Annotated in this window: 18 protein-coding genes and 1 pseudogene; 12 read left to right on the top strand and 7 right to left on the bottom strand. The window is 72.2% G+C overall.

Annotation, left to right across the window (positions count from 1 at the left end; all coding sequences use genetic code 11):
* Positions 1-62: 62 nt before the first annotated feature.
* Positions 63-3,149, bottom strand: a complete 3,087-nt coding sequence (locus ADK36_RS28775; protein ID WP_048585020.1) for an FG-GAP-like repeat-containing protein — start codon at positions 3,147-3,149, stop codon at positions 63-65.
* Between the two features lie 310 nt (positions 3,150-3,459).
* On the opposite strand from ADK36_RS28775, the gene ADK36_RS28770 reads away from it, so the two are divergent.
* The 8 genes from ADK36_RS28770 to ADK36_RS28735 all read left to right on the top strand — a co-directional run bounded on the left by ADK36_RS28770 (position 3,460) and on the right by ADK36_RS28735 (position 10,168).
* Positions 3,460-3,927, top strand: coding sequence for a DUF5990 family protein (locus ADK36_RS28770; RefSeq protein ID WP_234329909.1), 468 nt, complete (start codon positions 3,460-3,462; stop codon positions 3,925-3,927).
* Positions 3,928-4,205: 278 nt separating this feature from the next.
* A complete protein-coding gene (locus tag ADK36_RS28765) occupies positions 4,206-4,409 on the top strand; it encodes a cold-shock protein (RefSeq protein WP_048585022.1) in 204 nt (67 codons plus the stop codon).
* Between the two features lie 241 nt (positions 4,410-4,650).
* A complete protein-coding gene (locus ADK36_RS28760; RefSeq protein ID WP_048585023.1) occupies positions 4,651-6,144 on the top strand; it encodes a DEAD/DEAH box helicase in 1,494 nt (497 codons plus the stop codon).
* A gap of 86 nt (positions 6,145-6,230) precedes the next feature.
* Entirely contained in the window at positions 6,231-6,533 is a 303-nt protein-coding gene (locus ADK36_RS28755) for a hypothetical protein (protein ID WP_107083877.1), read from the top strand.
* A gap of 48 nt (positions 6,534-6,581) precedes the next feature.
* Positions 6,582-6,893, top strand: a complete 312-nt coding sequence (locus ADK36_RS28750) for an SCO5918 family protein (protein WP_048585025.1) — start codon at positions 6,582-6,584, stop codon at positions 6,891-6,893.
* Between the two features lie 676 nt (positions 6,894-7,569).
* A complete protein-coding gene (locus ADK36_RS28745) occupies positions 7,570-7,923 on the top strand; it encodes a MerR family transcriptional regulator (RefSeq protein ID WP_048585026.1) in 354 nt (117 codons plus the stop codon).
* Between the two features lie 255 nt (positions 7,924-8,178).
* Positions 8,179-8,853 carry a LysR family transcriptional regulator gene (locus ADK36_RS51030; protein ID WP_267887423.1) on the top strand — a complete coding sequence of 225 codons (675 nt, stop codon included), beginning with the start codon at positions 8,179-8,181 and terminating at the stop codon, positions 8,851-8,853.
* On the top strand, positions 8,801-10,168 hold the full coding sequence (locus tag ADK36_RS28735; protein WP_234329908.1) for a sulfatase-like hydrolase/transferase: 1,368 nt from the start codon (positions 8,801-8,803) through the stop codon (positions 10,166-10,168). The genes ADK36_RS51030 and ADK36_RS28735 overlap by 53 nt, the downstream gene beginning before the upstream one ends.
* Positions 10,169-10,253: 85 nt before the next feature.
* On the opposite strand, the pseudogene ADK36_RS28730 reads toward ADK36_RS28735, so the two are convergent.
* Positions 10,254-10,544 (bottom strand): annotated as a pseudogene (locus tag ADK36_RS28730) (DUF5994 family protein); the annotation flags it as partial.
* 548 nt (positions 10,545-11,092) lie between these two features.
* Between ADK36_RS28730 and ADK36_RS28725 the strand changes: the two are divergent.
* From ADK36_RS28725 to ADK36_RS28710, 4 genes are all read left to right on the top strand, one after another.
* Positions 11,093-12,832 carry a SpoIIE family protein phosphatase gene (locus ADK36_RS28725; protein ID WP_107083878.1) on the top strand — a complete coding sequence of 580 codons (1,740 nt, stop codon included), beginning with the start codon at positions 11,093-11,095 and terminating at the stop codon, positions 12,830-12,832.
* A gap of 199 nt (positions 12,833-13,031) precedes the next feature.
* Positions 13,032-13,382 carry a hypothetical protein gene (locus tag ADK36_RS28720; protein ID WP_338060798.1) on the top strand — a complete coding sequence of 117 codons (351 nt, stop codon included), beginning with the start codon at positions 13,032-13,034 and terminating at the stop codon, positions 13,380-13,382.
* A 232-nt stretch (positions 13,383-13,614) separates the two neighbouring features.
* Complete coding sequence (locus ADK36_RS28715) at positions 13,615-14,049, top strand: DUF5994 family protein (protein WP_053199555.1); 435 nt, start codon at positions 13,615-13,617, stop codon at positions 14,047-14,049.
* 114 nt (positions 14,050-14,163) lie between these two features.
* Entirely contained in the window at positions 14,164-14,676 is a 513-nt protein-coding gene (locus tag ADK36_RS28710) for a DUF5994 family protein (protein WP_053199561.1), read from the top strand.
* Between the two features lie 190 nt (positions 14,677-14,866).
* On the opposite strand, the gene ADK36_RS28705 is transcribed toward ADK36_RS28710, so the two are convergent.
* The 5 genes from ADK36_RS28705 to ADK36_RS28685 form a co-directional block, all read right to left on the bottom strand.
* Positions 14,867-15,556 (bottom strand): hypothetical protein, encoded by a 690-nt coding sequence (locus tag ADK36_RS28705; protein WP_048585069.1) that lies wholly within the window; start codon positions 15,554-15,556, stop codon positions 14,867-14,869.
* Between the two features lie 181 nt (positions 15,557-15,737).
* Positions 15,738-16,445, bottom strand: a complete 708-nt coding sequence (locus ADK36_RS28700; protein ID WP_048585029.1) for a maleylpyruvate isomerase family mycothiol-dependent enzyme — start codon at positions 16,443-16,445, stop codon at positions 15,738-15,740.
* A complete protein-coding gene (locus ADK36_RS28695) occupies positions 16,442-18,112 on the bottom strand; it encodes a (2,3-dihydroxybenzoyl)adenylate synthase (protein WP_048585030.1) in 1,671 nt (556 codons plus the stop codon). Before ADK36_RS28695 ends, ADK36_RS28700 begins: the two co-directional genes overlap by 4 nt.
* Entirely contained in the window at positions 18,112-20,193 is a 2,082-nt protein-coding gene (locus ADK36_RS28690) for an acetate--CoA ligase family protein (protein WP_048585031.1), read from the bottom strand. Before ADK36_RS28690 ends, ADK36_RS28695 begins: the two co-directional genes overlap by 1 nt.
* Positions 20,190-21,791 carry an FAD-dependent monooxygenase gene (locus tag ADK36_RS28685; RefSeq protein ID WP_053199553.1) on the bottom strand — a complete coding sequence of 534 codons (1,602 nt, stop codon included), beginning with the start codon at positions 21,789-21,791 and terminating at the stop codon, positions 20,190-20,192. Before ADK36_RS28685 ends, ADK36_RS28690 begins: the two co-directional genes overlap by 4 nt.

The following is a 21,791-nucleotide window of genomic DNA, read 5'->3' as shown; positions in this document are numbered from 1 at the left end:
CCGCGCCTTCGCGGGTGTGCGCCCCCTTTCCCCCGGCGGGGAAAGGGGGCGTGTGGCGTGCGTCAGAACACGCCCTTGTAGCTCTGCCAGCCGGTGGCGAGTTTGGTGCGGCCGCCGAAGGAACCCTTGCCGTTGCCGTTGTTGCGGTAGAGGTTTCCGGCGGAGTCGCGGGATACGACATCGGCCTTGCCGTCGCCGGTGATGTCGCCCACCCCGACGACGACGTTGTACGAGGCCCCCCAGTCGTTGAAGACCTTCACCCGGCTCTTGAACTTGCCCGTCGCGGTGCCGTCGTAGCGCCACAGCTCGTTCGACTTGTCCTGCGCCAGCAGGTCGCCGTGGCCGTCGCCGTTGAGGTCGCCGGCACCCACGATCTTCTTGTAGCCGGTCCACCTGGAGGCGATCTTCGTCCGCGCCGACAGCTTGCCCGTGCTCGTCGCCTTGTACAGGTAGACGTCCCCGGTGGAGGTCTGACGGGCGATCAGGTCCGCGCGGCCGTCACCACTGACGTCCCCGGGCGAGGTCAGCACGTCGTACTGGGTCCAGCCGCTGGTGCCCAGCGAGGTGTACGCCGTCGACGGGGTCACCGCCGCCCCGCAGGCGGGCCGGTAGGCACGCAGCGCACCGCTGCCGTAGCGCACGAGGACGTCGTTGCACCGGTCGCCGTTGAGGTCGCCGTACGGCACGAACTTCGCGCTCGTCGGCCAGCCGGAGCCCGTCTTCTTGGCAGTCAGGGTGCCGGTGCCGGTGCCGTACTGGTACGTCAGTCCGCCGGAGCCGTTGAGGGTGAGCACCTCGCCGAAGCCGTCCGCGGTGGCGAAGTCCCGTCGGACCGGGGTCGCGCCGGTGACCTTGAGCGTGCCGGTCCTGGTGAGGGCCGCGCCCTGGCCGTCGGCCGGGGTGGCGGTGAGCGTCCAGGTGTAGGCGCCGTTGGCGACGAGCCTGCCGGCCGTGTCCTTGCCGTTCCACGACGGCGCGAGCACGCCCTGTGCCGTACCGCCGGACAGCGTGCGCACCGTCGTACCAGTGGCCTTGTTCTTGAGCGCGAGCGTCCAGGAAGCGGTCGGCTTCGACAGCCACCACCTGGGGCTCCAGAGCGCGGCACCGCCCTTGACGTCCACCGAGCCCGCGACGGAGGAGTCGAGCTGGGACAGTGCCGAGACGGGGACGCCGCTGGGCACCAGGTGGGTGTTCTGCTTGGCGTCGACATAGGCGATCAGGCCGGTGTACGGGTCGACGTCCCAGGGCTGCCCGGCCGAGAGGGTGCCCACCGTGTGCGTCACGGGGGTGCCGCCGCGGACGTCGGTCACCCTCAGCTCGCCGTCCACGTCCATGGCGACGAAGCCGTCGCCGAGTTTCGCGGTCTGCCAGGTGCCCTGCGTGAGCGTCAGGGTGGTCCTCGCGACGGTGTCGTAGACGCCCTGGCTCTCGTTCAGGCCCGAGCCCGCGCACGTCCACAGCAGCCAGCGCCCGACCGCCTCCAGGTCCTCCAGCATGCACTTCGAGCCGAAGGACACCGACTCGCCCTTGGTGCCGGTGCGTACGTCGACCGGCGTCGCGACGCCGTCATCGCCGCGCACCCACAGGGTGGTGCCCCACATCGTCCGGCCGTGCTGCGCCGAGGTGAGCGCCGTGCCGCCGGTGTCGAGGTCGACCACCCGCGTCTCGGACCCGGCCGCTGCGGTGTACTCGGTGGCCATCGCGGCGTACCGGCCCTTGGCGTCCCACACGCGGACGTACTTGCGCCGGGAGTCGATCGCCGTGCCGGGCAGCGTGCCCGTCGGCCGGAGAACCCGGGGGACGTGGTCGCCCTGCGTGGACCACTCGTTCCAGATCACCGTACGGCCGTCCCCGGTGCCCACGAGGTGGGGCCAGGGGTCGGTGCTGACACCGTGGTCGGTGCGGGAGCCGACGGTGAGGGTGTCGCCGGCCGTGCCGATCGTCCGGCTGTACAGGTGCGTACGGCCTGTGTCGCGGTCGTGCTCCGTCACGGTGAGCCGTCCGTTGTCCAGGGTGAGCGCCCGCACAGGGTCGGCCGACGGGCCCAGCACGGAAGCGGCGACCTTCCGCACCACGGGGTTGCCGTCGGCGCCCGCTCGGACCAGGTTCACTCCCCAGTCGGCGGTGTCGGGGCCGCTGCCGGGCACCAGGAGACCGCCGTCGGGGGTGGGGACGGCGTAGGAGAGGCTCTGCGAGCGGGCCAGCACGGTCCCGGTCGTCGAGCCGTCGGGGGCGAGCGCGTCGACCCGCCAGACGGGCAGGGTGCCGTCCTTGGCGCCGAGAGCGGAGTCGTAGCGGGAGACCAGGATCCGGTCGCCGACCATGCCCAGCAGGTGGGTCGCGTAGTCGTTCTCCAGCGGCACGGTGCGGACGGCCTTGGTCAGGTCGTCGCGGGAGTAGACGGAGACGGTGTTGTTGCCGTCCCACGACACCAGGTGGGTGGAGGTGAGGACCACGCGCCCGCTGGTGGTGATGGTCGGGTTGTACGGCAGCTCGGTCAGCGTGCCCTTGTCGGCGTCGAGCCAGCCGCTGCGGAGCTTGCCGTCGATCCAGTACTGGACGACCATGCCGTGGGCGTCGGCCACGGGCGAGTCGCCGCTCCATACGGAGGGGTTGGAGGAGACGCCGTCCGGGACACCCGGCACCGCGCGGTCGCCCACCGTGCCGTCGTCCTGGAGTTCGAGCAGGTGCCACATCAGCCTGCTGTCCGTCCAGCCGGTCGTGACGACGGTCCGCCCGAGCGTCCCCTGGTAGGTGTGGCCGTCCGGGAGCGGGATCGTCGTCGACGTCCCCCCGGCCGCCATGTCCCGCAGCTTCACGGTCCGCGTGCTGTCGTCGTAGCGGGCGACGACGTCCGATCCGGCGCCGAACTCCGGCATGCCCCGGACCTCGGTGGCCGAGGCGTCCACCACAGTGTCCTCACCGGTATAGGTGGTCCACACATGGCCGCGCCCGGGTTCGCGGCGCAGGAACCCCGACGGGCCCGCGCTGAACAGATCGGTCGCGGGCGTCAGGGACGTCGACGCCGGGATGACCATCTCGGTGGCCGCGTCCGCGTGCGCGTCGAGGGCCAGCGGTCCCAGGCCGACGGCCAGGGTGAGCGAGGTGGCGGCGGCGATACCGCCACGAATGAGGGCACGTCTGCCCACTTGGTTCCTCCACGGAAGTGGAAAGCGAGGACACTTGCACGATCAAGACCCGCCAACGGGCGCCAAGGTTGCGGTCGGGGAAGGTCACGATGCCGTCAGCTCCACGTCGCCCCGGAGTTCGCCGCGTAGACCTTCGTGCGGCGGACAGCGTTGCTTCGCGCACTCGAAGGCCGGCGCGCGGTAGGCACGAGTGCTCAGACGCCCCCAAGCCTCGGGCAAGCTACGCCGCGGCGCCGCTCTGATCACCACGGCCCACCCCGGTTCGAGGTCGGCGGCCCTCCGCCCGGACGATGGCGGGATGATGGCCGCTATGCGCATACGCATCGACGCCGTCGACCTGCCCGGCCTCACCCGCCCCGCCTCCGTCGACGGCAAAGTGCCCGCCTACGCCAACATCCACGTCGCCGTGCAACGCCGCGACCGTCCGGCCGAACTCCTCGAGCCACACCCCGGCGACGCACCGTCGGCGACATGGACCCTGGAGTGCACCACGAGTTCCTCACCGACCGGCACCGAGATCAAAGGCCCCTACGTGCAGGACCGTCTGGGCCGACGGTTCGTCTACCTGTCATGGGGCAGGGTCGACGAGGCGGGCACCTTCACGATGTTCCGCCGCGCCAAGCTCATGCTCGACGTCATCCCCGCCGACGTACTCGCCGCCGCCGCACGCGACGGACTGCTGGTCGGACACCTCGGCCTGACCGACGCGCAGGGCGGACCCCTGTGCGCACGCGTCGAGCCCCCGCACATCACCTGGACCGCCGCACACGTCGACTAGGAGAGGTCACGAGGGAGGCGCGGCAGGGAACACCGCATCCGCGCGGATCATTATCTGTATCCGTGAAGGGAGAAATAGGCGCGGCACACGGCAAGTATTCCTGGACCGCCGACCCCAGCGGAATTATCGAACGCGCAGAGCCGGTCGCTTCATGCTAATGTCGATGTCAGTTGCAGGTGTGGTTGCCAGAAGGTTCATTTTCCGACGGGCTAATCAGCACGGCGACGCGGAATCCGCACTGGGCGAATTCCGGGAATCGTCTCCGAAGGAGAAATGACATGACTACTGGCACCGTGAAGTGGTTCAACGCGGAAAAGGGCTTCGGCTTCATCGAGCAGGACGGCGGCGGCCCCGACGTCTTCGCCCACTACTCGAACATCGCCGCCCAGGGCTTCCGCGAGCTGCAGGAAGGCCAGAAGGTGTCGTTCGACATCGCGCAGGGCCAGAAGGGCCCGACGGCCGAGAACATCGTTCCCGCCTGACACCGGCAGCAACGCATACTTCGCAGCTGGGGCCCGCACCTTGGGGTGCGGGCCCCAGCTCGCTGCATTTCAGGGCGCGTGACGGGAAGACACCACCGCAGCACCGAACGGTGACGCGTCCCCCGTCGATCCGATTCGGCGCCCATCATCTCCGGCTCGTTCTCGCGATTCCCTGCGCCGTTCATTTGCTGCGGAAATTCCTTGCTACGCGCCTACGTACCCACATCGAGGAAGGTTCCGCTTGAACCGCGCATCCACCGCACGCACGACCCGTACCTACGACCGCTCCCGGGGTTCTGCCGCCCAGCGCTCGGGAGCGCCGCGGCGTTCCCAGGGCTACGGACGTCGACAGGCCGCACCCCAGGGCGAGTTCGCGCTGCCGAAGACGGTCACGCCCGCGCTGCCGGCCGTCGAGTCCTTCGCCGACCTCGCCCTGCCGGCGCCGTTGCTGGCCGCGCTCGGGCACGAGGGCGTCACCGTACCGTTCCCCATCCAGGGAGCGACCCTGCCGAACTCCCTCGCCGGACGTGACGTGCTCGGCCGCGGCCGTACCGGGTCGGGCAAGACCCTCGCCTTCGGTCTCGCGATGCTGGCCCGTACAGCGGGCCGGCGCGCGGAGTCACGGCAGCCGCTTGCCCTGGTCCTCGTCCCCACCCGCGAGCTGGCCCAGCAGGTGACCGACGCGCTCACCCCGTACGCCCGCTCCGTGCGGCTGCGGCTGGCGACCGTGGTCGGCGGGATGTCCATCGGCAGGCAGGCCGGGGCACTGCGGGCCGGGGCAGAGGTCGTCGTCGCGACGCCGGGGCGGCTCAAGGACCTCATCGGCCGTGGCGACTGCCGGCTGGACGACGTCGCCATCACCGTCCTCGACGAGGCCGACCAGATGGCCGACATGGGCTTCATGCCGCAGGTCACCGCCCTGCTCGACCAGGTGCGCCCCGAAGGGCAGCGGATGCTCTTCTCCGCCACCCTGGACCGCAACGTCGACCTGCTCGTCCGCCGCTACCTGACCGACCCGGTGGTCCACTCCGTCGACCCCTCCGCGGGAGCGGTCACCACGATGGAGCACCACGTACTCCACGTGCACGAGGCGGACAAGGACCGGACGACCACCGAGATCGCGGCACGAGACGGCCGGGTGATCATGTTCCTGGACACCAAGCACGCCGTGGACAAGCTCACCAAGCACCTGCTGAACAGCGGCGTCCGCGCCGCGGCCCTGCACGGCGGCAAGTCCCAGCCCCAGCGCACCCGGACCCTCGCCCAGTTCAAGACCGGACATGTGACGGTACTGGTGGCGACGAACGTCGCGGCCCGCGGCATCCACGTCGACCATCTCGACCTGGTCGTCAACGTCGATCCGCCCACCGACCACAAGGACTACCTGCACCGCGGCGGCCGTACCGCCCGCGCCGGCGAGTCCGGCAGCGTCGTCACCCTAGTCACCCCCGGCCAGCGCCGCGGCATGAGCCGACTGATGGCTTCGGCCGCCATCACCCCCCGGATCACCCCGGTCCGTTCGGGTGAGGAGGAACTGAGCCGCATCACCGGGGCCCAGGCCCCTTCCGGAACTCCCGTCGTCATCACCGCGCCCGTCGCGGAACGCCCCCGCCGCGCCGTGTCTTCCGCGGCTTCCGCGTCCCGAGGCCGCCGGGAGCGCCCCGCCCAGGGGCGCGCCACCGGACGACCGGGGCGGCGCAGGGCGCAGCGGCCCGCCTTCGACCCGGCCGCCTAGAGGCATCGATCAGCAGCTCACCCATCCCCGAGGAGGCAGCTTTGACACCGGTTCGGACACAGCGGCAGCGGACGAATCCCTCCCCCATGAGGGCAGTCGACGACATGGACGCGGCCGGGCCCCGGGTCCAGGACGACATGACCGTCGAGGTCGCCCTGTCCGTCATGGCCAGTGCCCGTGTCGAGTACCTCCTTCTGTGCGACGGGGACGACCAGTGCACGGGCTCGATCACCAGGGCCGAACTCGCCGTTCACCGCGGCAGTTCCACGTACACGGACCGGCTCCGTCTACGGGACGTCCTCGACGGACCGTTCACCTCGCCCGTCCGTCGGCCCCTCGCCGTCGGGGTACAAGGCCGGGCCCCGGGCGTCCTCGCCCTCGCCCACTGATCCGCCTCACCCCGATCAACCTGTTCTCCTTCTCTCTGTGAGGGCATCATGCGCTGTGTCATCGCCCGGTATCCGTTCGACCTGACCAAGAGCGGAGTGCTGGCCTCGATGAAGGGCGTCACTCCCGAGATCGTCACGGGTGAGTCCGTGACCATCGGCCGCCGCCGCTACCCCGTCAAGCAGGTGGGCCAGGTCATCACCCGACAGGACCGCCGCGACTTCACCGGCGGCGAAGTCATCCGGGCCATGACGCGGCTCGGCTTCACCTGCCATGCCGGCCCCGACGCCGCGCCCGTGCGTGTCCCCACTCCGTTCCAGACGGCGTCGGCACTGCTGGGCGCTGCCGCCCTGGACGTCTGAGGACGGGCGGCAAACCGCCATCAGGATCCCCGTGAGGGCCCCGCCGACACGTGTCGGCGGGGCCCTCACGGCTGTCCCGCCGTCCGTTCTCCGCGACTGGACCGCCGGCCGGCTTCGTCACCCACTGCTGCAGGTCACAGGCTATGTACTCCCCCAGACAGCTTAAATCTACTCTTGCCAGAGTAGACATTGAGCTCTGGCACGGTTAGCCTTTTTCTCGTTGACACCGGTCAAACAAGACCCGGCAGACACGAACTGGCGGGTTGCAGTACATGAAGTTCGCAGGCCAGTGCGGCCCTGGAGTTCCGAAGCCAAGTGTTCGCAGAACGGTGACGGGGCTGAGGGCCACACTGGGCGGCCCGCAGGTCGAGGGGCCGCCGACAGCAGTACCGCAGTACCAGTTCATCAGCGGTTGGTTCAGAGGAAGGACGGAGGACGCAGACGCCATCAGGATCGCCCGGCCCGGGAAGCACCCGGCCGGGTACCGCAAGACCCCGGATTGGAAGGTGGTCCCCGGTCACGCAGCCGCGATCCCCGCACCCCCCTTTCTGCAGGGCTGGTAGCGGAAACAGAAGGTCGGCACAGCATTAGGGCCGACAGATGGTGTTGAATTTCCTTCGGGGCCCTGGTGCCGTATGGCATCAGGGCCCCTCGACGCGTTGCGCAACGAGGTGACATGACAGCAGATATCCCCCTCAGTGATCGTCTGGACGATGACGACTACCCCGCATACACCATGGGGCGGGCCGCCGAGATGCTCGGCGCCACCCCGGCTTTCCTCCGAGCCATCGGTGAGGCTCGTCTGATCACTCCGCTCCGTTCGGAGGGCGGACACCGCCGGTACTCCCGCTACCAGCTGCGGATCGCGGCGCGCGCCCGCGAGCTCGTCGACCGGGGGACCCCGATCGAGGCTGCCTGCCGCATCGTCATCCTTGAGGACCAGCTCGAGGAAGCTCAGCGCATCAACGCCGAGTACCGGCGCCGTGCCGAGCGCGAAACACCCGGCGACTCCCTTCCCGGTGCCAGCTGACACGTCGCGCCCCGCGGGTCAGCCTCCCGGCGGCGGGCGGCGGCGCCTCCGCGGTCGACGGCGGTCTTGACGCCCACTGCACCTGATGCCCCATGCCGGACGGCATCCACACCGGACAAGCGGTACGGATGATCGACCTCGGACAGCCACGGGGTGATGGCGGGCAAGGCTCACCGACGCGGCTGGGCCGGTGGACACTGTTCCTGCCACTCGCCCGACCGGGCGTGCGGTGTCCCTGGGATGCGCGGAGACCCGATGGAACGACGTCAGCTGGAATACTTCATAGCCGTCGTCGAGCACGGCGGATTCACCGCCGCGGCCCTTGCGCTCCATGTCGCCCAGCCCTCGCTGTCGCATGCGATCCGGTCCCTGGAGCGCGAATTCGGCGGAAGGCTGTTTCACCGGCTCCCGCACGGCCTCGCCCTCACCGCGGCCGGTGAGGCGCTGGTCCGGCCGGCCCAGCAGGTCCTGCGCGACCTGTCCACGGCCAGTTCCCTGGTCCGGGAAGTCCTCGGGCTCAGCGTCGGCCGACTCGACATCGTTTCGCAGACGACCCTTTCGGTCGACCCCTTGGCCGGCATGCTGGGGCGCTTCCATCGCGCTCATCCGAAGGTCTCCGTGCGTGTGGTCGACCCGGAGCAGGGACCTGCCGTGGCGCAGATGGTCGCGGCCGGGCAGTGCGAACTCGGTCTGGTGGACGCCTCGGTGACCACGGCGGACCTGCGCGGTATCGACCTGCCGGAGCAGGAGATGCACGTCGTGCTGCCCGCGGACCACCCGCACCCGGCGGGCGACACCATCACGTCGCGTGAACTGGTCGCACTGGACCTGATCGTGACACCGCCGGGCACCGAGACCCGGGCCGCGGTGGACGACGTTGGAGGAACTCGGCGAGCTGGACAACACGCTCTTCCTCTACATCCTCGGTGACAACGGAGCCTCGGGCGAGGGCGGCATCGAGGGGACGATCGTCGAGCACCGGCTCGGGCACGGCATCGTGGACGACCCGGACGAGATGATCGACCACCTCGACGAGATCGGCGGCCCGCTCAGCTACCCCATCGCCCCGGCGGGCTGGGCGCTGGCGCTGAACACTCCCTACCAGTGGACCAAGCAGGTGGCCTCGCACTTCGGCGGCACCCGGGACGGCATGATCCTGCACTGGCCGCGGGGGGTTTCCGAGCGCGGCGGGCTGCGTCACCAGTTCTCGCACGTGATCGACGTACTGCCGACGATCCTGGACTGCGTGGGAGTACCGGCGCCGTTCAGCGTGGACGGGGTGCCACAGCAGCCCATCGAGGGGGCGAGCATGCGGCGGACGCTCGCCGACGCCCAGGCGCCCGAGCATCGCCGTACCCAGTACTTCGAGATGTGCGGCAACCGGGGCATCTACCACGGCGGCTGGATGGCGGTCACCCGGCACGGCATCCCCTGGGAGATGGTGCCGGAGGGGGACCGGAGGTTCGCTGACGACGTCTGGGAGCTCTACGACATCGACCACGACTGGAGCCAGGCCCGCGACCTCGCCGCCCAACACCCCGAGAGGTTGCGCCAGTTGCAGGACCTGTTCCTGATCGAGGCGGCGAAGTACCAGGTCTTCCCCCTGGACGACCGGGTCACCGAGCGGGAGAACCCGGTCATGGCCGGCCGTATCGATCTGCTCGGCGACCGGAACTCCATCACCTACCGCGCGGGCATGCGGCGGTTCACCGAGGAGTGCACCCTCAACGTCAAGAACCGCTCGCACAGCATCACCGCGGACGTCGACCTGCCGGAGGAAGCCGCCGAGGGCGTGATCATCGCGCAGGGCGGCCGGTTCGGCGGCTGGACCCTGTACTTCACCGGGGGCAGGCCGGCCTACGCCTACAACTACTTCGGCATGAGCCTGTACACCGTGCGCGGCGACGAGCCCCTGGCACCGGGACGGCACGAGGTCCGGCTCGACTTCGACTACGACGGCGGAGGGCTCGGCAAGGGCGGGACCGCCGTGCTCCTGGTGGACGGTGAGAGGCACGCGACCGGACGGGTCGAGCGGACCATTCCGTACTACTTCTCCTTCGACGAGACGCTCGACGTAGGCGTGGACCTGAGTACACCGGTGACCGACGACTACCCGGTCCTCGACAACGAGTTCACCGGGATCCTGCACACGGTCCGCATCGATCTGGACGACCGGAGCAACCGGAGCGCCGAGCCGTCCGAGTTCGACGGCGGACTGCACCGGCGCGTCATGGGGGCCCAGTGAGCTGCTGCACGCCGTCCGGCGACCGGGCCACGGACCGGGCGCCGGTGCCGGCGCCGGGACCCCGGCAGTCCACCGTCCGCCCGGCGCCGACCTTCACCGTGTGCCCGGCGACGGGCACCTTGCGGGGTACGACGGGCCAGTGAGTGGGGTTCACCGTGACCCGGGTGATCCGCCCCCACAACGGATCCAGTACGGCGGCCAGGGAGGGGAGTTCGGCCGCGAGATCGCGGGAGCGGGGCCACCATGCTCCGTCCAGCAGGACCGGTGCGGGACCGGCGGGAGCCCGCGACAGACGGAGAGAGGTCGAGGAGACCGAACGGTCGAACGAGCGGTCATCGGCTTCGGCTGCCGGTGGGAGGGAAACGGTCGCAGTCATGACGCGAACCCTGCCCCGGACCGGCCGCAACCGGCCCGGCGTATTCAATCGCCGAAAACGACACGAGCCTGGAGCCGGTGCGCGAAATATCCTCGGTAATTCCAGCGTACTCCTCGGAAAGGCCCAACGGATCGGACGCTCGGCTCCTTCGGCGGGTTTCGTCAACGGCCGTGTGGTGAAAGTCGGTTCGTCGCGGCTTCTGGCCGCCGCGAGTGTGTGGATGTGAGGAGGGGAGTGGCCCGACGGACATCGGGATCCTGTCGGTGACCTGCGGCCTGCTCCTTGCCTGGGGCGACGGGGTCGTGGCCCGGCACGAGTGGCGGCGACCATGGCGGCACCGCACGAGCGGAAGACCTACCGCGAACCGATCGTGAAGACCCTGTACGAGGGCATGGAAGGCAGCGGCCTCCCTGACGGACAGGAGCACGGCGTGATCCGTTCAGGGACGGAAGTCCCCGGCGACCGGATCGGAGGCCGTGCTGCCGGCCATGCGAGCCGGTTCCGCTCAGGGGACCATCGGTGGGAGGCCGCCATGACTGGAGGGCGACATGGTGGAGGATGCGGTGTCCGGCGCCGGAGGTGAGGAGCGGTCGCGGCCGACGGCCGAGGCGGGTTTCTGGCGGCAGGTCGTCGAGCAGTTGAGCACGGCCCTGATGGTGGTGGACCCGGCCGGACGGATCCTCGCCGTCAATCCGGCCGCCGAACGGCTGCTGGGCCGAGCCGCCGCCGCCATGCGCGGGAAGGACGCGCACGAGCTGATGCACCGGGACACGAACGGCGGCGCGCTCCCGCGGGAGCGGTGCCCGCTGCTCCATGCCCTGGCCGAGAGGGCCGCGGCGCACGGGGAGGGCGACAGTTATCTGCACGGTGCCGGGAGCCTGGTCACGATCTCCTGGTCCGCTTCTCCCCTGACGGACGGCGACACCTTCAAGGGCATGGCGGTGCTGTTCACCGACATCACGGACGACCGCGGCGCCCGACGGGAACGTGCGGCCTACACGAGTGCTCTGGAGGACCTCACCGAGCGGCTGACGCTGGTGGCGGAGATCACCGACGTACTGGGGCAGACCCTGGACACCGACGAGGCCCTTGCCCTGCTGGGCCGCCTGCTGGTTCCTCGCCTGGCCGACTGGGCTGCGGTGGACCTCAGGACCGGTTCCGGGCAGGTCCACCGGGTGGCGGTGACCGGTCCCGCGGGCCGGGCCGCCGGGCTGGAGGGCGGGCGCGAGCGTCTCCCCGAGACCGGAGAGGAAGATCCCTCACCTCTGGTCCAGGTGCTGAACGGAGGCGATCCCGTACTGCAGAACGGTAGGACCGAGGCGGAGACGGCCGCCCCACCCGGCTCTCCCGTGGCCGCCGTCCACAGCGACTTCCTGCGGACGGTCGGCGCGACGTCCGCCATCACGGTGCCGCTGGGCGCCAAGCAGCAGCTCACCGGCGCCCTGACGCTGGCGCGCACCGACCCGACACACCCCTTCGACGCCGAGGACCTGGGGGTGGTGAGCGACATCGGCCGCAGGGTCGGTCTGGTCATCGACAACGCACGGCGATTCGGCCGCCAGCGTGCCGTCGCCGAAGCCATGCAGCGCAACCTGCTGGCTCCCCTGCCCCAGCCCGGCCGCATGCGGCTGGCCGCCCGCTACCAGCCCGCCCCGGCCGGCTCCCAGGTGGGCGGCGACTGGTACGACGCGTTCGAACTGAAGGACGGCACGCTCGCCCTGGTCATCGGTGACGTCGTGGGCCACGACCTGACCGCGGCGGCCGGCATGGCCCAGTTGCACGGCATTCTGCGCGCACTGGCCTGGGACGACCCCGGACCGCCCGGCGCCGTCGTCGACCGCCTCGACGACGCCATGCCCGCCATCACCACCGTGCCCATGGCCACCCTCGTCCTCGCCCGGGTCGAAGGCCACCCGCACACCGGACCGTGGACCCTGCGGTGGACCAGCGCCGGACATCCGCCGCCCCTCCTTCTGACCCCCGGCGGACACGCGCGCTATCTCGAAGCCGGACAGGGACTGCTCCTCGGCGCCCCCCAGGGCACCGGCACACGCCGGCCGAACGCCGCGCAGTCCCTGCCGCCGGGTTCGACCCTGCTGCTCTACACCGACGGCCTGATCGAGATCCCCGGCAGCGACCTGGACACCGGCCTGGACCGGCTGCGCCGCCACGCCCTCACGCTCGCCCAGGCACCGCTGGACACGCTGTGCGAGCAACTGCTCGCCCGTATGCCGCCCGGCAGCACCGACGACGTGGCTCTGCTCGCCGTGCGTCTGCCGGCCCGGTGACCGAGCGCATTCACTCGCGGCCCGAAGGGAGCCGGGGGGGCAGCGGCGTAGGGTGGACGTACCCGGAGCAGGTCACGCCGGGCTCGGAGGTTTCCTCCCGTCGGTCCGCCCTTCGGACGGAGAACCGTGGGCGACTCCCGCCGTCTTCCACGCGACCACCGCTACGGCGCGGCCTCGCCGAGACCACGGAGGTGGCTCCATGCGCTCGATGCACCCACCCGTCCACGACGCCGAGAGCCGGGACGCACCCGAAGTACCGGCCGCCTCCCCGTACGCGGACGAGGACCCACCCGTGGGCGAGTTCGCCGAGGTCCGCATCATCGCGGCGAACCCCGACATCGCCCAGCGGGTGGCACAGCTCCTGCGCCAGGGCTTCCGCTGCGACGAACCGCGCAGCTATCCCGCGGGCGCGGACGGCCGCGGCACCCTGCTCCACCTGACGGTCGACACCGCGCACCCTTCCGTCGCGCCGCCATCGGCATCGGCATCGTCCTGGCTGACCAGCAGTCGTTCCCAGGCGCAACGAGCCCACACGGACGAGCCGGGCTGACCCGGAGGGCGAGGGGAGCCAGGGCCCAACTGTCCTGCGGCGGCGCATCGTCAGCATGGGCCCGCTTTCCGCCGTGCCGCGGACGCCCGTCCGTGGACCGGTCCGGGAACACCGGGGCGGAGTGGCGTGGCGGACACCGGGAGTTCCCCGTACGCCCGCGCCCCGTTGGCGTCGTTCCTGGCGCACCACGGCACCGGTCCGTCGCACGGCGGCCCGGGGACAGGACCGCGACATGGCATCGCGCGCCGATGAACGTGCGGCCCCCGAGCAGGAACACTCCTCCCCGCCCTTGCCCGCCCGGCTCGCCCTGCGCCCGCCGACCTCTCCGCCCGGCCCCGTGTGCGGTGCCCGGTGGCCCCGTTCCCACGATCTGATGACCGAACTGCCCGTACTCACCGACGCGTTCGACGCGCTGCGCGGGCAGTCGCCCGGTTTCGCCGTGCGCCGCGGCACCTGGCCGGAGGCGCCGTGCGAGCTGCCCGCCGCCGGTCACACGGTGACGGCCGCGTGGTTCGCGTCCGGGTTCGACCCGCACACGATCCGGCTCTACTCCTACGGCGTCGGCCGCTGGGACCTGCCGGTCGTGCCGCCCCACACCACCGCCGAGGAGGCCGGGCCGGTCATGACCGCGGCGGGGGACGACCTCTCCCGAGAGCGGCAGGAGTAGCTTGGACACGAGGAGAGCGAGGACGCAGGACGCTCTCCTCGGGGCAGCCGCTCGGCCACCGCCGGGCACCGGCAAGCCGACGGGCCGCCCCACCAGGAAAGGCAGGTGAGCGCGATGCCGGACTCCCCTACCCCGCATCCCGAAGGGCTCCTGGCGGACGGCATACACGAGTCGGTGCGCCCCGGAACGGCTCTCCTGCGGCTCACCACCACCCACGACCGCCAGGGCATACTCGACGGTGCGTGGTGGCCCCGTTCGAGGCAGCTCGCCACCGAACTGCCCGGCCTGATCAGCGCACTGACCGAGCGCCTCGGGCCGGTCACCCGGATCGGCCTGGACTCCGGGGCCTGGGACGAGATGCCGACGCGGATGACCGTCGACGACCGTGTCGTGCACATCGACGCCTTCTCCACGGGGGACGGCACCGCGCTCGTGACCCGGGGAGACCAGGACTACTTCTCCCTGCTCGTGGTACCGCCGGACACGCCTCCCGAGGCGGCGCGGGCCGCGATGGCCGAAGCCGTGCGCGCCGACAACCCCAAGCAGGCCGTGCAGATCCTGGTCGACACCCACACGGGCCAGGCCCACTCCACCGACCCGGGGGCGTCCGGCGGCAGAAAGTTCTGACAGAACCGCGCCCCTGACGTGTGCGCTCGGCCAGGCAGGGGACTTGGTGTGCAGGACCGGTTCAGCAGCGTTCCCCTGGGGACTGACCCAGCCCAGGCTTCTCCGGTTCAGCCCACGTGCCGGGGGAGCCGCTCATCAGGCCACAAGGTGCCACGCCTGGCGGAGGCCCGCACCGGATACGGGCGCGTCTTCAGCGGAGCACCAGCAGGCGGCGCGGAGCGAAGCGGAACGTCCCGCGGTCCTCGGCCGGGAGGCAGCGCCAGCCCCAGGCCAGCAGTGCCCGGTACGTGTCCACGTCACAGCGGTCGACCAGGGTGATGCCGAGCGCGCCGACGTGGTCGCCGAGCAGCCGCCTCTGCAGGCGCCGGGCGAGGTTCCACTCGCGGGTCAGGTCATGGGTGCGTACCCGGCTCTCCACGACGACGTCGGCGACCGCGAAGAGCTTTCCCGAGGCGGCGACGCGGACCAGGTTCTCCGGGAGATACCCGTCGAGGCCCTGCCACCACGGGCCGATGCCACGCACGGGGAAGCCGTATGCACAGGCCGTGAGGTCGGTGGCGCCCGAGGGGCGGACGGCCTCCGCGACGAGCAGTTCGAACCCCGGCCGGCGCATGTGACCCGCGAGCCGCCGCCGGAAGGCGGCGGACCCGGCCCGGTCCGACCGGTCCGAGATCCCCGGCTCGCCGGGCTCGCTCGACCAGGTGTGGGCGTACAGCTCACCGAGTTCCCACATCCGGTCGTCGACCTGGCGCCGGGTCAGCGGCCGGACGAACTCGCCCCGCTCGGGCGACGGCCCCTGCCGGCGCCGCGACGGGCACGGTATCCCGGGAGGCGTCCCGGGGCGGGCGGTCGCCGGGCGGTCCGGCATGTGCGCGGTCATGAGGCGAACCCTGCCCCGGGCCCGGACGCGGTCCGGCCCGGCATCGTCGTTCGCCGAGAACGGCACTCGGCACATGAGCCGGCACACGGGAAGCCCTCGGCGCCTTCGAGGCTACGCCCGCCCCTCGGCGGACGGGGGGCGCGCCCGAGTTCGGTTCCGGACCCTTCGGGTGACGGGCCCGTCACAGCCAGGCCGGCAGGGTCACCGGCTCGGTGCGGGTCGCGCGGCCGGTCGTCCAGGCCAGCAGTTCCGTGGCCGGTGCCCGGATCACGTCCGGGGCCTGTGCCGTGGGCGGACCGAACTGCCAGGTGCGGGCCCGGTCGGTCGGGGTGAGGCGGACCGGTGGGCAGCCGGGGCGGGTGGAGAGGGTGGTGGTGACGTCGTCGAGGAGGGTGTCGATCAGGAGGGCGGGGAGGTCGGAGAAGGTGGTTCCCGCTGCCAGGTCGACCGCGTGCAGCCATACCTCGCGCACTCGCATCCAGGGGATCTCGGCTGCGGGAATGGTGCGCCCCAGGGCGCTCTTGACCTCGGTCCGCCAGGTGGCGGAGCCGAGGGCGGCCAGGGCGTCGTCCAGCTCCGCCGCCGTGGACTTCAGCTGCTCCCGTAGTACGTCGGGCGGGAGGGCCGCCGAGGACTCGATCTCGGTGGCGCGCTGCTCGCGGTCGGCGTACATCGGGGTGGCGACGCCGGTGCGTGCCCAGGTGGCCAGGCGGACGAGGGCCTCGGCGTTGCGGGCGACGTGGCCGATGACATGCGCGCGGGTCCAGCCGGGGAGGTCGCTGGGGGCGCGCAGGTCGGTTTCGGTGAGGCGGTCGGCCACGCCCAGCAGCAGGGCTGTGCCCTCGCGCATCCAGGGCAGGGTGGCGGTCAGGTCATGTCGGTCGGTCATGAAGTGCCGCTCCCGATACGCTCCGCGATGTCGGCGCGCAGCGCCTTCTTGTCGATCTTGCCGACCTTGGTGGCGGCCAACTCCTGGACGCACACCAGGTGTTCGGGCAGCTTGAAGCGGGCCACCCCGGCCTCCTCCATGGCGGCGCGGATCGCGTCCAGGGTCGGAGCGGGGTGCCCCGGTGCGGCTACGACGTAGAGGCAGACGCGCTCGCCCAGCGCCGGGTCGGGCATGGCGACGGCCGCCACCTGGCTGACGTCGGCCAGCTCGTAGACGAGGTTCTCGACCTCCTCCGCGGAGACCTTCTCCCCACCGCGGTTGATCATGTCCTTGTCCCGGCCCTCGACGACGAGGTTGCCCTCGGGCGTACGGCGGCAGATGTCGCCGCTGCGGTACCAGCCGTCCTCGGTGAACGCCCGCTTGTTGTGCTCGGGCGCCCGGTAGTAGCCGCGCGGGGTGTAGGGGCCGCGGGTGAGCAGGGAGCCGGGCTCGCCGTCGGGGACGTCCCGGTCGAGTTCGTCGACCAGCCGTACCTCGTCGTCGGGGCACATGGGGCGGCCCTGGGTGGTGCAGATGACGTCCTCGGGGTCGTCCAGGAGGGTGTAGTTGAGCAGGCCCTCGGCCATGCCGAACACCTGCTGGAGCGTCGTACCGAGCACCGGGCGCACCCGGCGGGCCAGTTCGTCGGCGAGCCGGGATCCGCCGACCTGGAGCACGCGCAGGCTGCCCATCTGCCCTGCCCCGTGCTGTTCGGCGTGTTCCAGCCAGCGTCCGGCGACCGCGGGCACGACAGCGGTGTGGGTGACCTCCTCGGCGGCGACGGTGGCGAAGACGCGGGCCGGTTCCGGGCTGGGCAGCATCACCACCCGGCCGCCGGCCAGCAGGGTGCCCAGGATGCCGGGGCAGGCCAGCGGGAAGTTGTGCCCGGCGGGCAGGCTCACCAGGTAGACGGCGGTGGCGTCGACGCCGCTGACCTCGGCACTCGCGCGGGCGTTGTAGGCGTAGTCGTCGTGGGTACGGGCGATCAGCTTGGGCAGGCCGGTGGTGCCGCCGGAGAGCAGGAAAACCGCGACGTCACGGCTGCCGGGGGCGGCGGCGTCCAGGCGTGCCCGGTCGGCCGCCGGGTCCTCGCCGGGGGCGCACAGGGTGCGCAGGTCCAGGCCCGCGGGGTCGATGTCGTCCCCGGCGACCAGGACGTGCCAGGGACCCGGTAGCTCCTTGCCGAGTTCGTGGGCGAGCGCCTGGTGGTCGAAGTCGCGCAGCCGGTCGGGTACGGCGATGGCGGCGGCCTCGGCGTGCGCGGCCAGGTAGGCCAGCTCCAGGCGGCGGTGCGCGGGCAGCGCCATCACCGGCACGATCCCGGCGCGCAGGCAGGCCCAGGTCAGGACGGTGAACTCCCAGCCGTTGGGCAGCTGGACCACCATCCGGTCGCCGGGGCCGAGCCCGAGGTCGAGCAGCCGTACCGCCAACGCGTCCGCGCGGTCGGCGAGTTCGGCATAGGTCAGGCGCAGGTCGCCGTCGACGAGTGCGGTCGTGTCGGGCGTGCGGTCGGCCGTCTCGCGCAGCAGGTCGCCCAGCGGTCGGCCGGTCCAGTATCCGGCCGCCGTGTAGCGGTCGGCATCGGGCTTCGGCCAGGGGACCGTGCCCTCACTGATGGGTGCGGCCATCAGTCACCACCTCCGGGAGCAGCAGCTTCTGCGGCTGTGCACACAGCATCCAGCGCCACGAGGCCCTGAGCGGTGATCCGCAGGGGGTTGATTTCGATCTCGGCGAGTTCGGGGTGGGCGGCGAGCAGGTCGCCGAGGGCCGCCGTCACCTCGCCGAGGGCGGCGGGGTCCAGTACGGGCCCGCCGCGCCAGCCGTCGAGGAGGGCACGGGCGGCCAGCTCGGCGGGCATGGCGGCGGCCTCGGACACGCTCAGCGGGGCGAGCCGGATGCTGACGTCCGCCAGCGCTTCGGCGGTGGTGCCGCCGAGGCCGACCAGGACGACCGGGCCGAACACGGGGTCGCGACGGGCACCGACGACGAGGTCCACGCCGGCCGGGGCCATCGACTCGACCAGGCTGCGTGGAACATGCGGTCGCCGCCGCGTGGGAGAGGCTCCGGCCGCCTCGATCGCGTCGAGGGCCGCGTCCAGCTCGTCCGGGGTGCGCACCCCGAGCCGGACGCCGCCGATCTCGGTCTTGTGCAGCACGGCCGCGTCCAGCAGCTTGACCGCCACCGGGCCGGGCAGTTCGGCCAGCGCCCGGTGGGCCTCGGCGCGGTCGGCGCAGGCCCGGCGGGGCATGGTCGGCACACCGAGCGCGCCGAGGAGCGTCTTGGCCTGGTCCTCGTCCCAGGGGCCGGCGCCGACGTCCACGCGCGCCGGCGCTGCGGGGGCCGCCGTCGTACGGCTGCGGGCGCGGGCGTCGGCCAGCAGCGCGCCGGTCATGGCGGCGAGCCCCCGCGGGTCACCGGCCACCGGCACGCCCCGCTCCAGCAGGGCGCGGCGCACCCGCCGTACGTCGTCGCCCGCGCCGCCGACCCCGAGAACCAGCGGCACCCCGTGCCTGGCCGTGTCCACTGCCCCGACCAGGTCGAAGGCGGCCGGTTCGTGGAGCGCGTAGCCGGCGATCACGTCCACGGCCGGGTCGGCCGCCACCGCTTCCAGGACGGTGGCGAAGCCGGGGCCGGGGCGACCGGTGTCGACCGGGTTGGCCTGGTACGTCAGCGGCGGCAGGACCTCGGCCAGCGCCCGCCGGGTGTCCGCGGTCAGCTCGGGCACGGCGGCCCGGCGGCCGCGCAGGTCGTCCAGGAGGAGCAGGCCGGGACCGGCCTGTGCCGTCACCACGCCCACCCCCGGGTCGGCGGCCGCGGGAAGCCGTACCAGCGACAACGCGCCCACCGCGTCGACCAGTTCGCGTTCGTCGTCTACCAGTACGGCTCCGGCCTGGGCGAGGGCCGCGCGGGTGGTGCGCCAGGAGGTGGCGAGGGCGCCGGTGTGGGAGGCGGCGAAGGCGCCGACGTCGTGGCGGCCGACGACGAGTGCGACGACGGGGCGGGTGGCGGCGAGCCGTGCGACCGCGTCGGTCAGTCGGCGTCCGTCCGCGACGGACTCGATGTGCAGGGCTACGGCGGTGGTGTGCGGGTCGCCGGCCAGGTGCTCCAGGACGTCGGCGGCCGTGACGTCGACGCCGTTGCCCAGCCCCACCGCGAGACTCACGCCGTGGCCGGCCTCGCTGAGCAGGAACGCCAGGGCGTGGTTGACACCGCCGCTGGCGGCCACGACGGCGATCCGGCCGGCCGGCACGTCGGCGGCGCCGGGGACGAAGCTGGCGGTGAGGCCCTGGCCGGGCGCGAGGAAGCCGGAGGTGTTCGGGCCGAGCAGCCGGATGCCGGTGCGCTCGGCCACGTCGGCGAGTTCGCGCTGGTAGCGCTCGCCGTCCGGTCCGGCCTCGGCGAATCCGCCCCCGTAGACCACGGCGGCCCGCGCCCCGGCCTTGGCGGCCTCGGCGACGGCGTCCGCGCACCCCGCGGCGGGGACGCAGACCAGCGCCAGGTCGACGGGTCCGTGCTCGGCGGCCTCGGCGACCGAGGCGTACACCCCGGCGGAGGGGTCCGGGCGGCGGGCGTTGACCAGCCCCAGGTGTCCGGGGAACCCGGCCACCGAGCGGGCCAGCGCGGCGCCCAGCTTCGCCGGGTCGGTGGAGGCTCCGACGACGGCGATGCCGCGTGGAGCGAACAGCGCCTCCAGCACGCCGCCCGTCATGAGGACATCTCCCAGGCCGCGACGGTGTCTGCGCTCGCGCCGACCAGATCGGTCCGGCCGGACAGTACGGCGGTGACCGCGCGGTCGCGGTCCGGCGTGTCGTCCACGAGGAGTGCGGGCAGTCCGTGGTGCAGGCGGGCCCGCTCGGTGAGCAGCGCGCGGGTGTGGGCCGTACCGCCGTGCACGGCGACCAGCAGTGGTCCGGCGGCGGCGAGGGCGGCGAGCCGCGCGTACCCGGCGGCGAGTCCGGGCTCGTCGTCCGGGGCGGTGATCCGGGCGCCCCAGGGCCCCGGCGTGTCGGGCGCGGACGCCCGCAGGGGCAGCGGGTCTCCGGTGCCGCCCACCGCGGTGGTGCCGTCGGGATCGACCAGCATGACCCGGCCGGGCAGCCGCCATGTGCCGAGGTCGAACGGGGTGTCCAGGGGTTCGGCACCGCCGTGGCGTGCCTGCCACCGGTCGTGACTGGCGCGCACGAAGTCCGGGGCCCGCCGTGCCAGCCGGCCGTCCGTGATGCTGCGGGACAGGAAGTGGTAGGCGAACTGCCAGGGCTCGAAGGCGTCGTGGTATTCGCCGAAGTGCTCCCACCAGCCCAGGCTGGGCCGGGCCGCGTTCTGGATCGCCTCGACCGAGGGGCGGGCGGCGGATTCGTAGGCGGCGAGGGCGGCCGGAAGGTCGGTGGTGTGCTTGGCGAGGGCGGCGGACAGCGCGATGGCGTCCTCCATGGCCATCTTCGTGCCGGAGCCCACGGAGAAGTGCGCGGTGTGCGCGGCGTCGCCGAGCAGGGCGACCGGGCGGGGCTCGGTGACGTACCAGCGGCGGGTGCGCCGGGTGCGGAAGTTGCCCCAGCGGGAGTTGTTGACGAGGAGCCGGTGGCCGTCGATCTGGTCGGCGAAAAGCTCCTCCAGGTACGCCTTCGTCGCCAGGTCGCTGGGGCCGGGCGGCCGGGTCGTGTCGAACGCGTCGAGGCCCGCCGCCCGCCAGGACGCCTCGTCGGTCTCGACGATGAACGTGCTCACGTCCGCGCTGATCGGGTAGCCGTGCACGGCGAAGACGCCGTGCGGGCCGCGTTCGTGGACGAAGGTGAGCCCGTCGAACATGTAATCCGTGCCGAACCAGATGAACTTGGCCGTCGCCGTCTCGACCGTCGGCTCCAGGCGCTCCGCCAGGGCGTCGCGGATCCGCGACGACGTGCCGTCGGCGGCGACCACGAGGTCGTAGCCGGCCAGGTCGTCCAGTCCCGCCTCGGTCTCGAAGCGGAGGTCCGCGCCCAGGTCGCGGGCCCGCTCCTGGAGCAGGGCCAGCAACGTACGGCGGGCGATCGCGGCCATGCCGTTGCCGCCGCAGCGGATGCGCTCGCCCTTCAGCCGGACCTCGATGTCGTCCCAGTGACGGCCGTGCGCGTCGAGCGCCTCACGGAGCACGGGGTCGGCCTCGTGGATGCCGGCGAGCGTGCGGTCGGAGAACACCACGCCGAAGCCGAACGCGTCGTCGGCCCGGTTGCGTTCGAAGACCGTCACCTCGGCAGCCGGGGCGGCCTGCCGGAACAGGGCGGCGAAGAAGAGCCCGCCGGGGCCTCCGCCTACGACAGCGATGCGCAT

The sequence above is a fragment of the Streptomyces viridochromogenes genome, from assembly GCF_001270495.1.
GTDB lineage: Bacteria > Actinomycetota > Actinomycetes > Streptomycetales > Streptomycetaceae > Streptomyces > Streptomyces viridochromogenes_A.
The sequence above is the reverse complement of the archived record's forward strand: the minus strand, read 5'-3'. Positions and strand labels throughout refer to the sequence as shown.

Coding starts and splice junctions, on each gene's coding strand:
- ADK36_RS28770 (WP_234329909.1), top strand. CDS start 3,460: ATGCGCATACGCATCGACGCCGTCGACCTGCCCGGCCTCACCCGCCCC.
- ADK36_RS28765 (WP_048585022.1), top strand. CDS start 4,206: ATGACTACTGGCACCGTGAAGTGGTTCAACGCGGAAAAGGGCTTCGGC.
- ADK36_RS28755 (WP_107083877.1), top strand. CDS start 6,231: ATGAGGGCAGTCGACGACATGGACGCGGCCGGGCCCCGGGTCCAGGAC.
- ADK36_RS28750 (WP_048585025.1), top strand. CDS start 6,582: ATGCGCTGTGTCATCGCCCGGTATCCGTTCGACCTGACCAAGAGCGGA.
- ADK36_RS28745 (WP_048585026.1), top strand. CDS start 7,570: ATGACAGCAGATATCCCCCTCAGTGATCGTCTGGACGATGACGACTAC.
- ADK36_RS51030 (WP_267887423.1), top strand. CDS start 8,179: ATGGAACGACGTCAGCTGGAATACTTCATAGCCGTCGTCGAGCACGGC.
- ADK36_RS28725 (WP_107083878.1), top strand. CDS start 11,093: ATGGTGGAGGATGCGGTGTCCGGCGCCGGAGGTGAGGAGCGGTCGCGG.
- ADK36_RS28720 (WP_338060798.1), top strand. CDS start 13,032: ATGCGCTCGATGCACCCACCCGTCCACGACGCCGAGAGCCGGGACGCA.
- ADK36_RS28715 (WP_053199555.1), top strand. CDS start 13,615: ATGGCATCGCGCGCCGATGAACGTGCGGCCCCCGAGCAGGAACACTCC.
- ADK36_RS28710 (WP_053199561.1), top strand. CDS start 14,164: ATGCCGGACTCCCCTACCCCGCATCCCGAAGGGCTCCTGGCGGACGGC.
- ADK36_RS28705 (WP_048585069.1), bottom strand. CDS start 15,556: ATGACCGCGCACATGCCGGACCGCCCGGCGACCGCCCGCCCCGGGACG.
- ADK36_RS28700 (WP_048585029.1), bottom strand. CDS start 16,445: ATGACCGACCGACATGACCTGACCGCCACCCTGCCCTGGATGCGCGAG.
- ADK36_RS28695 (WP_048585030.1), bottom strand. CDS start 18,112: ATGGCCGCACCCATCAGTGAGGGCACGGTCCCCTGGCCGAAGCCCGAT.
- ADK36_RS28690 (WP_048585031.1), bottom strand. CDS start 20,193: ATGACGGGCGGCGTGCTGGAGGCGCTGTTCGCTCCACGCGGCATCGCC.
- ADK36_RS28685 (WP_053199553.1), bottom strand. CDS start 21,791: ATGCGCATCGCTGTCGTAGGCGGAGGCCCCGGCGGGCTCTTCTTCGCC.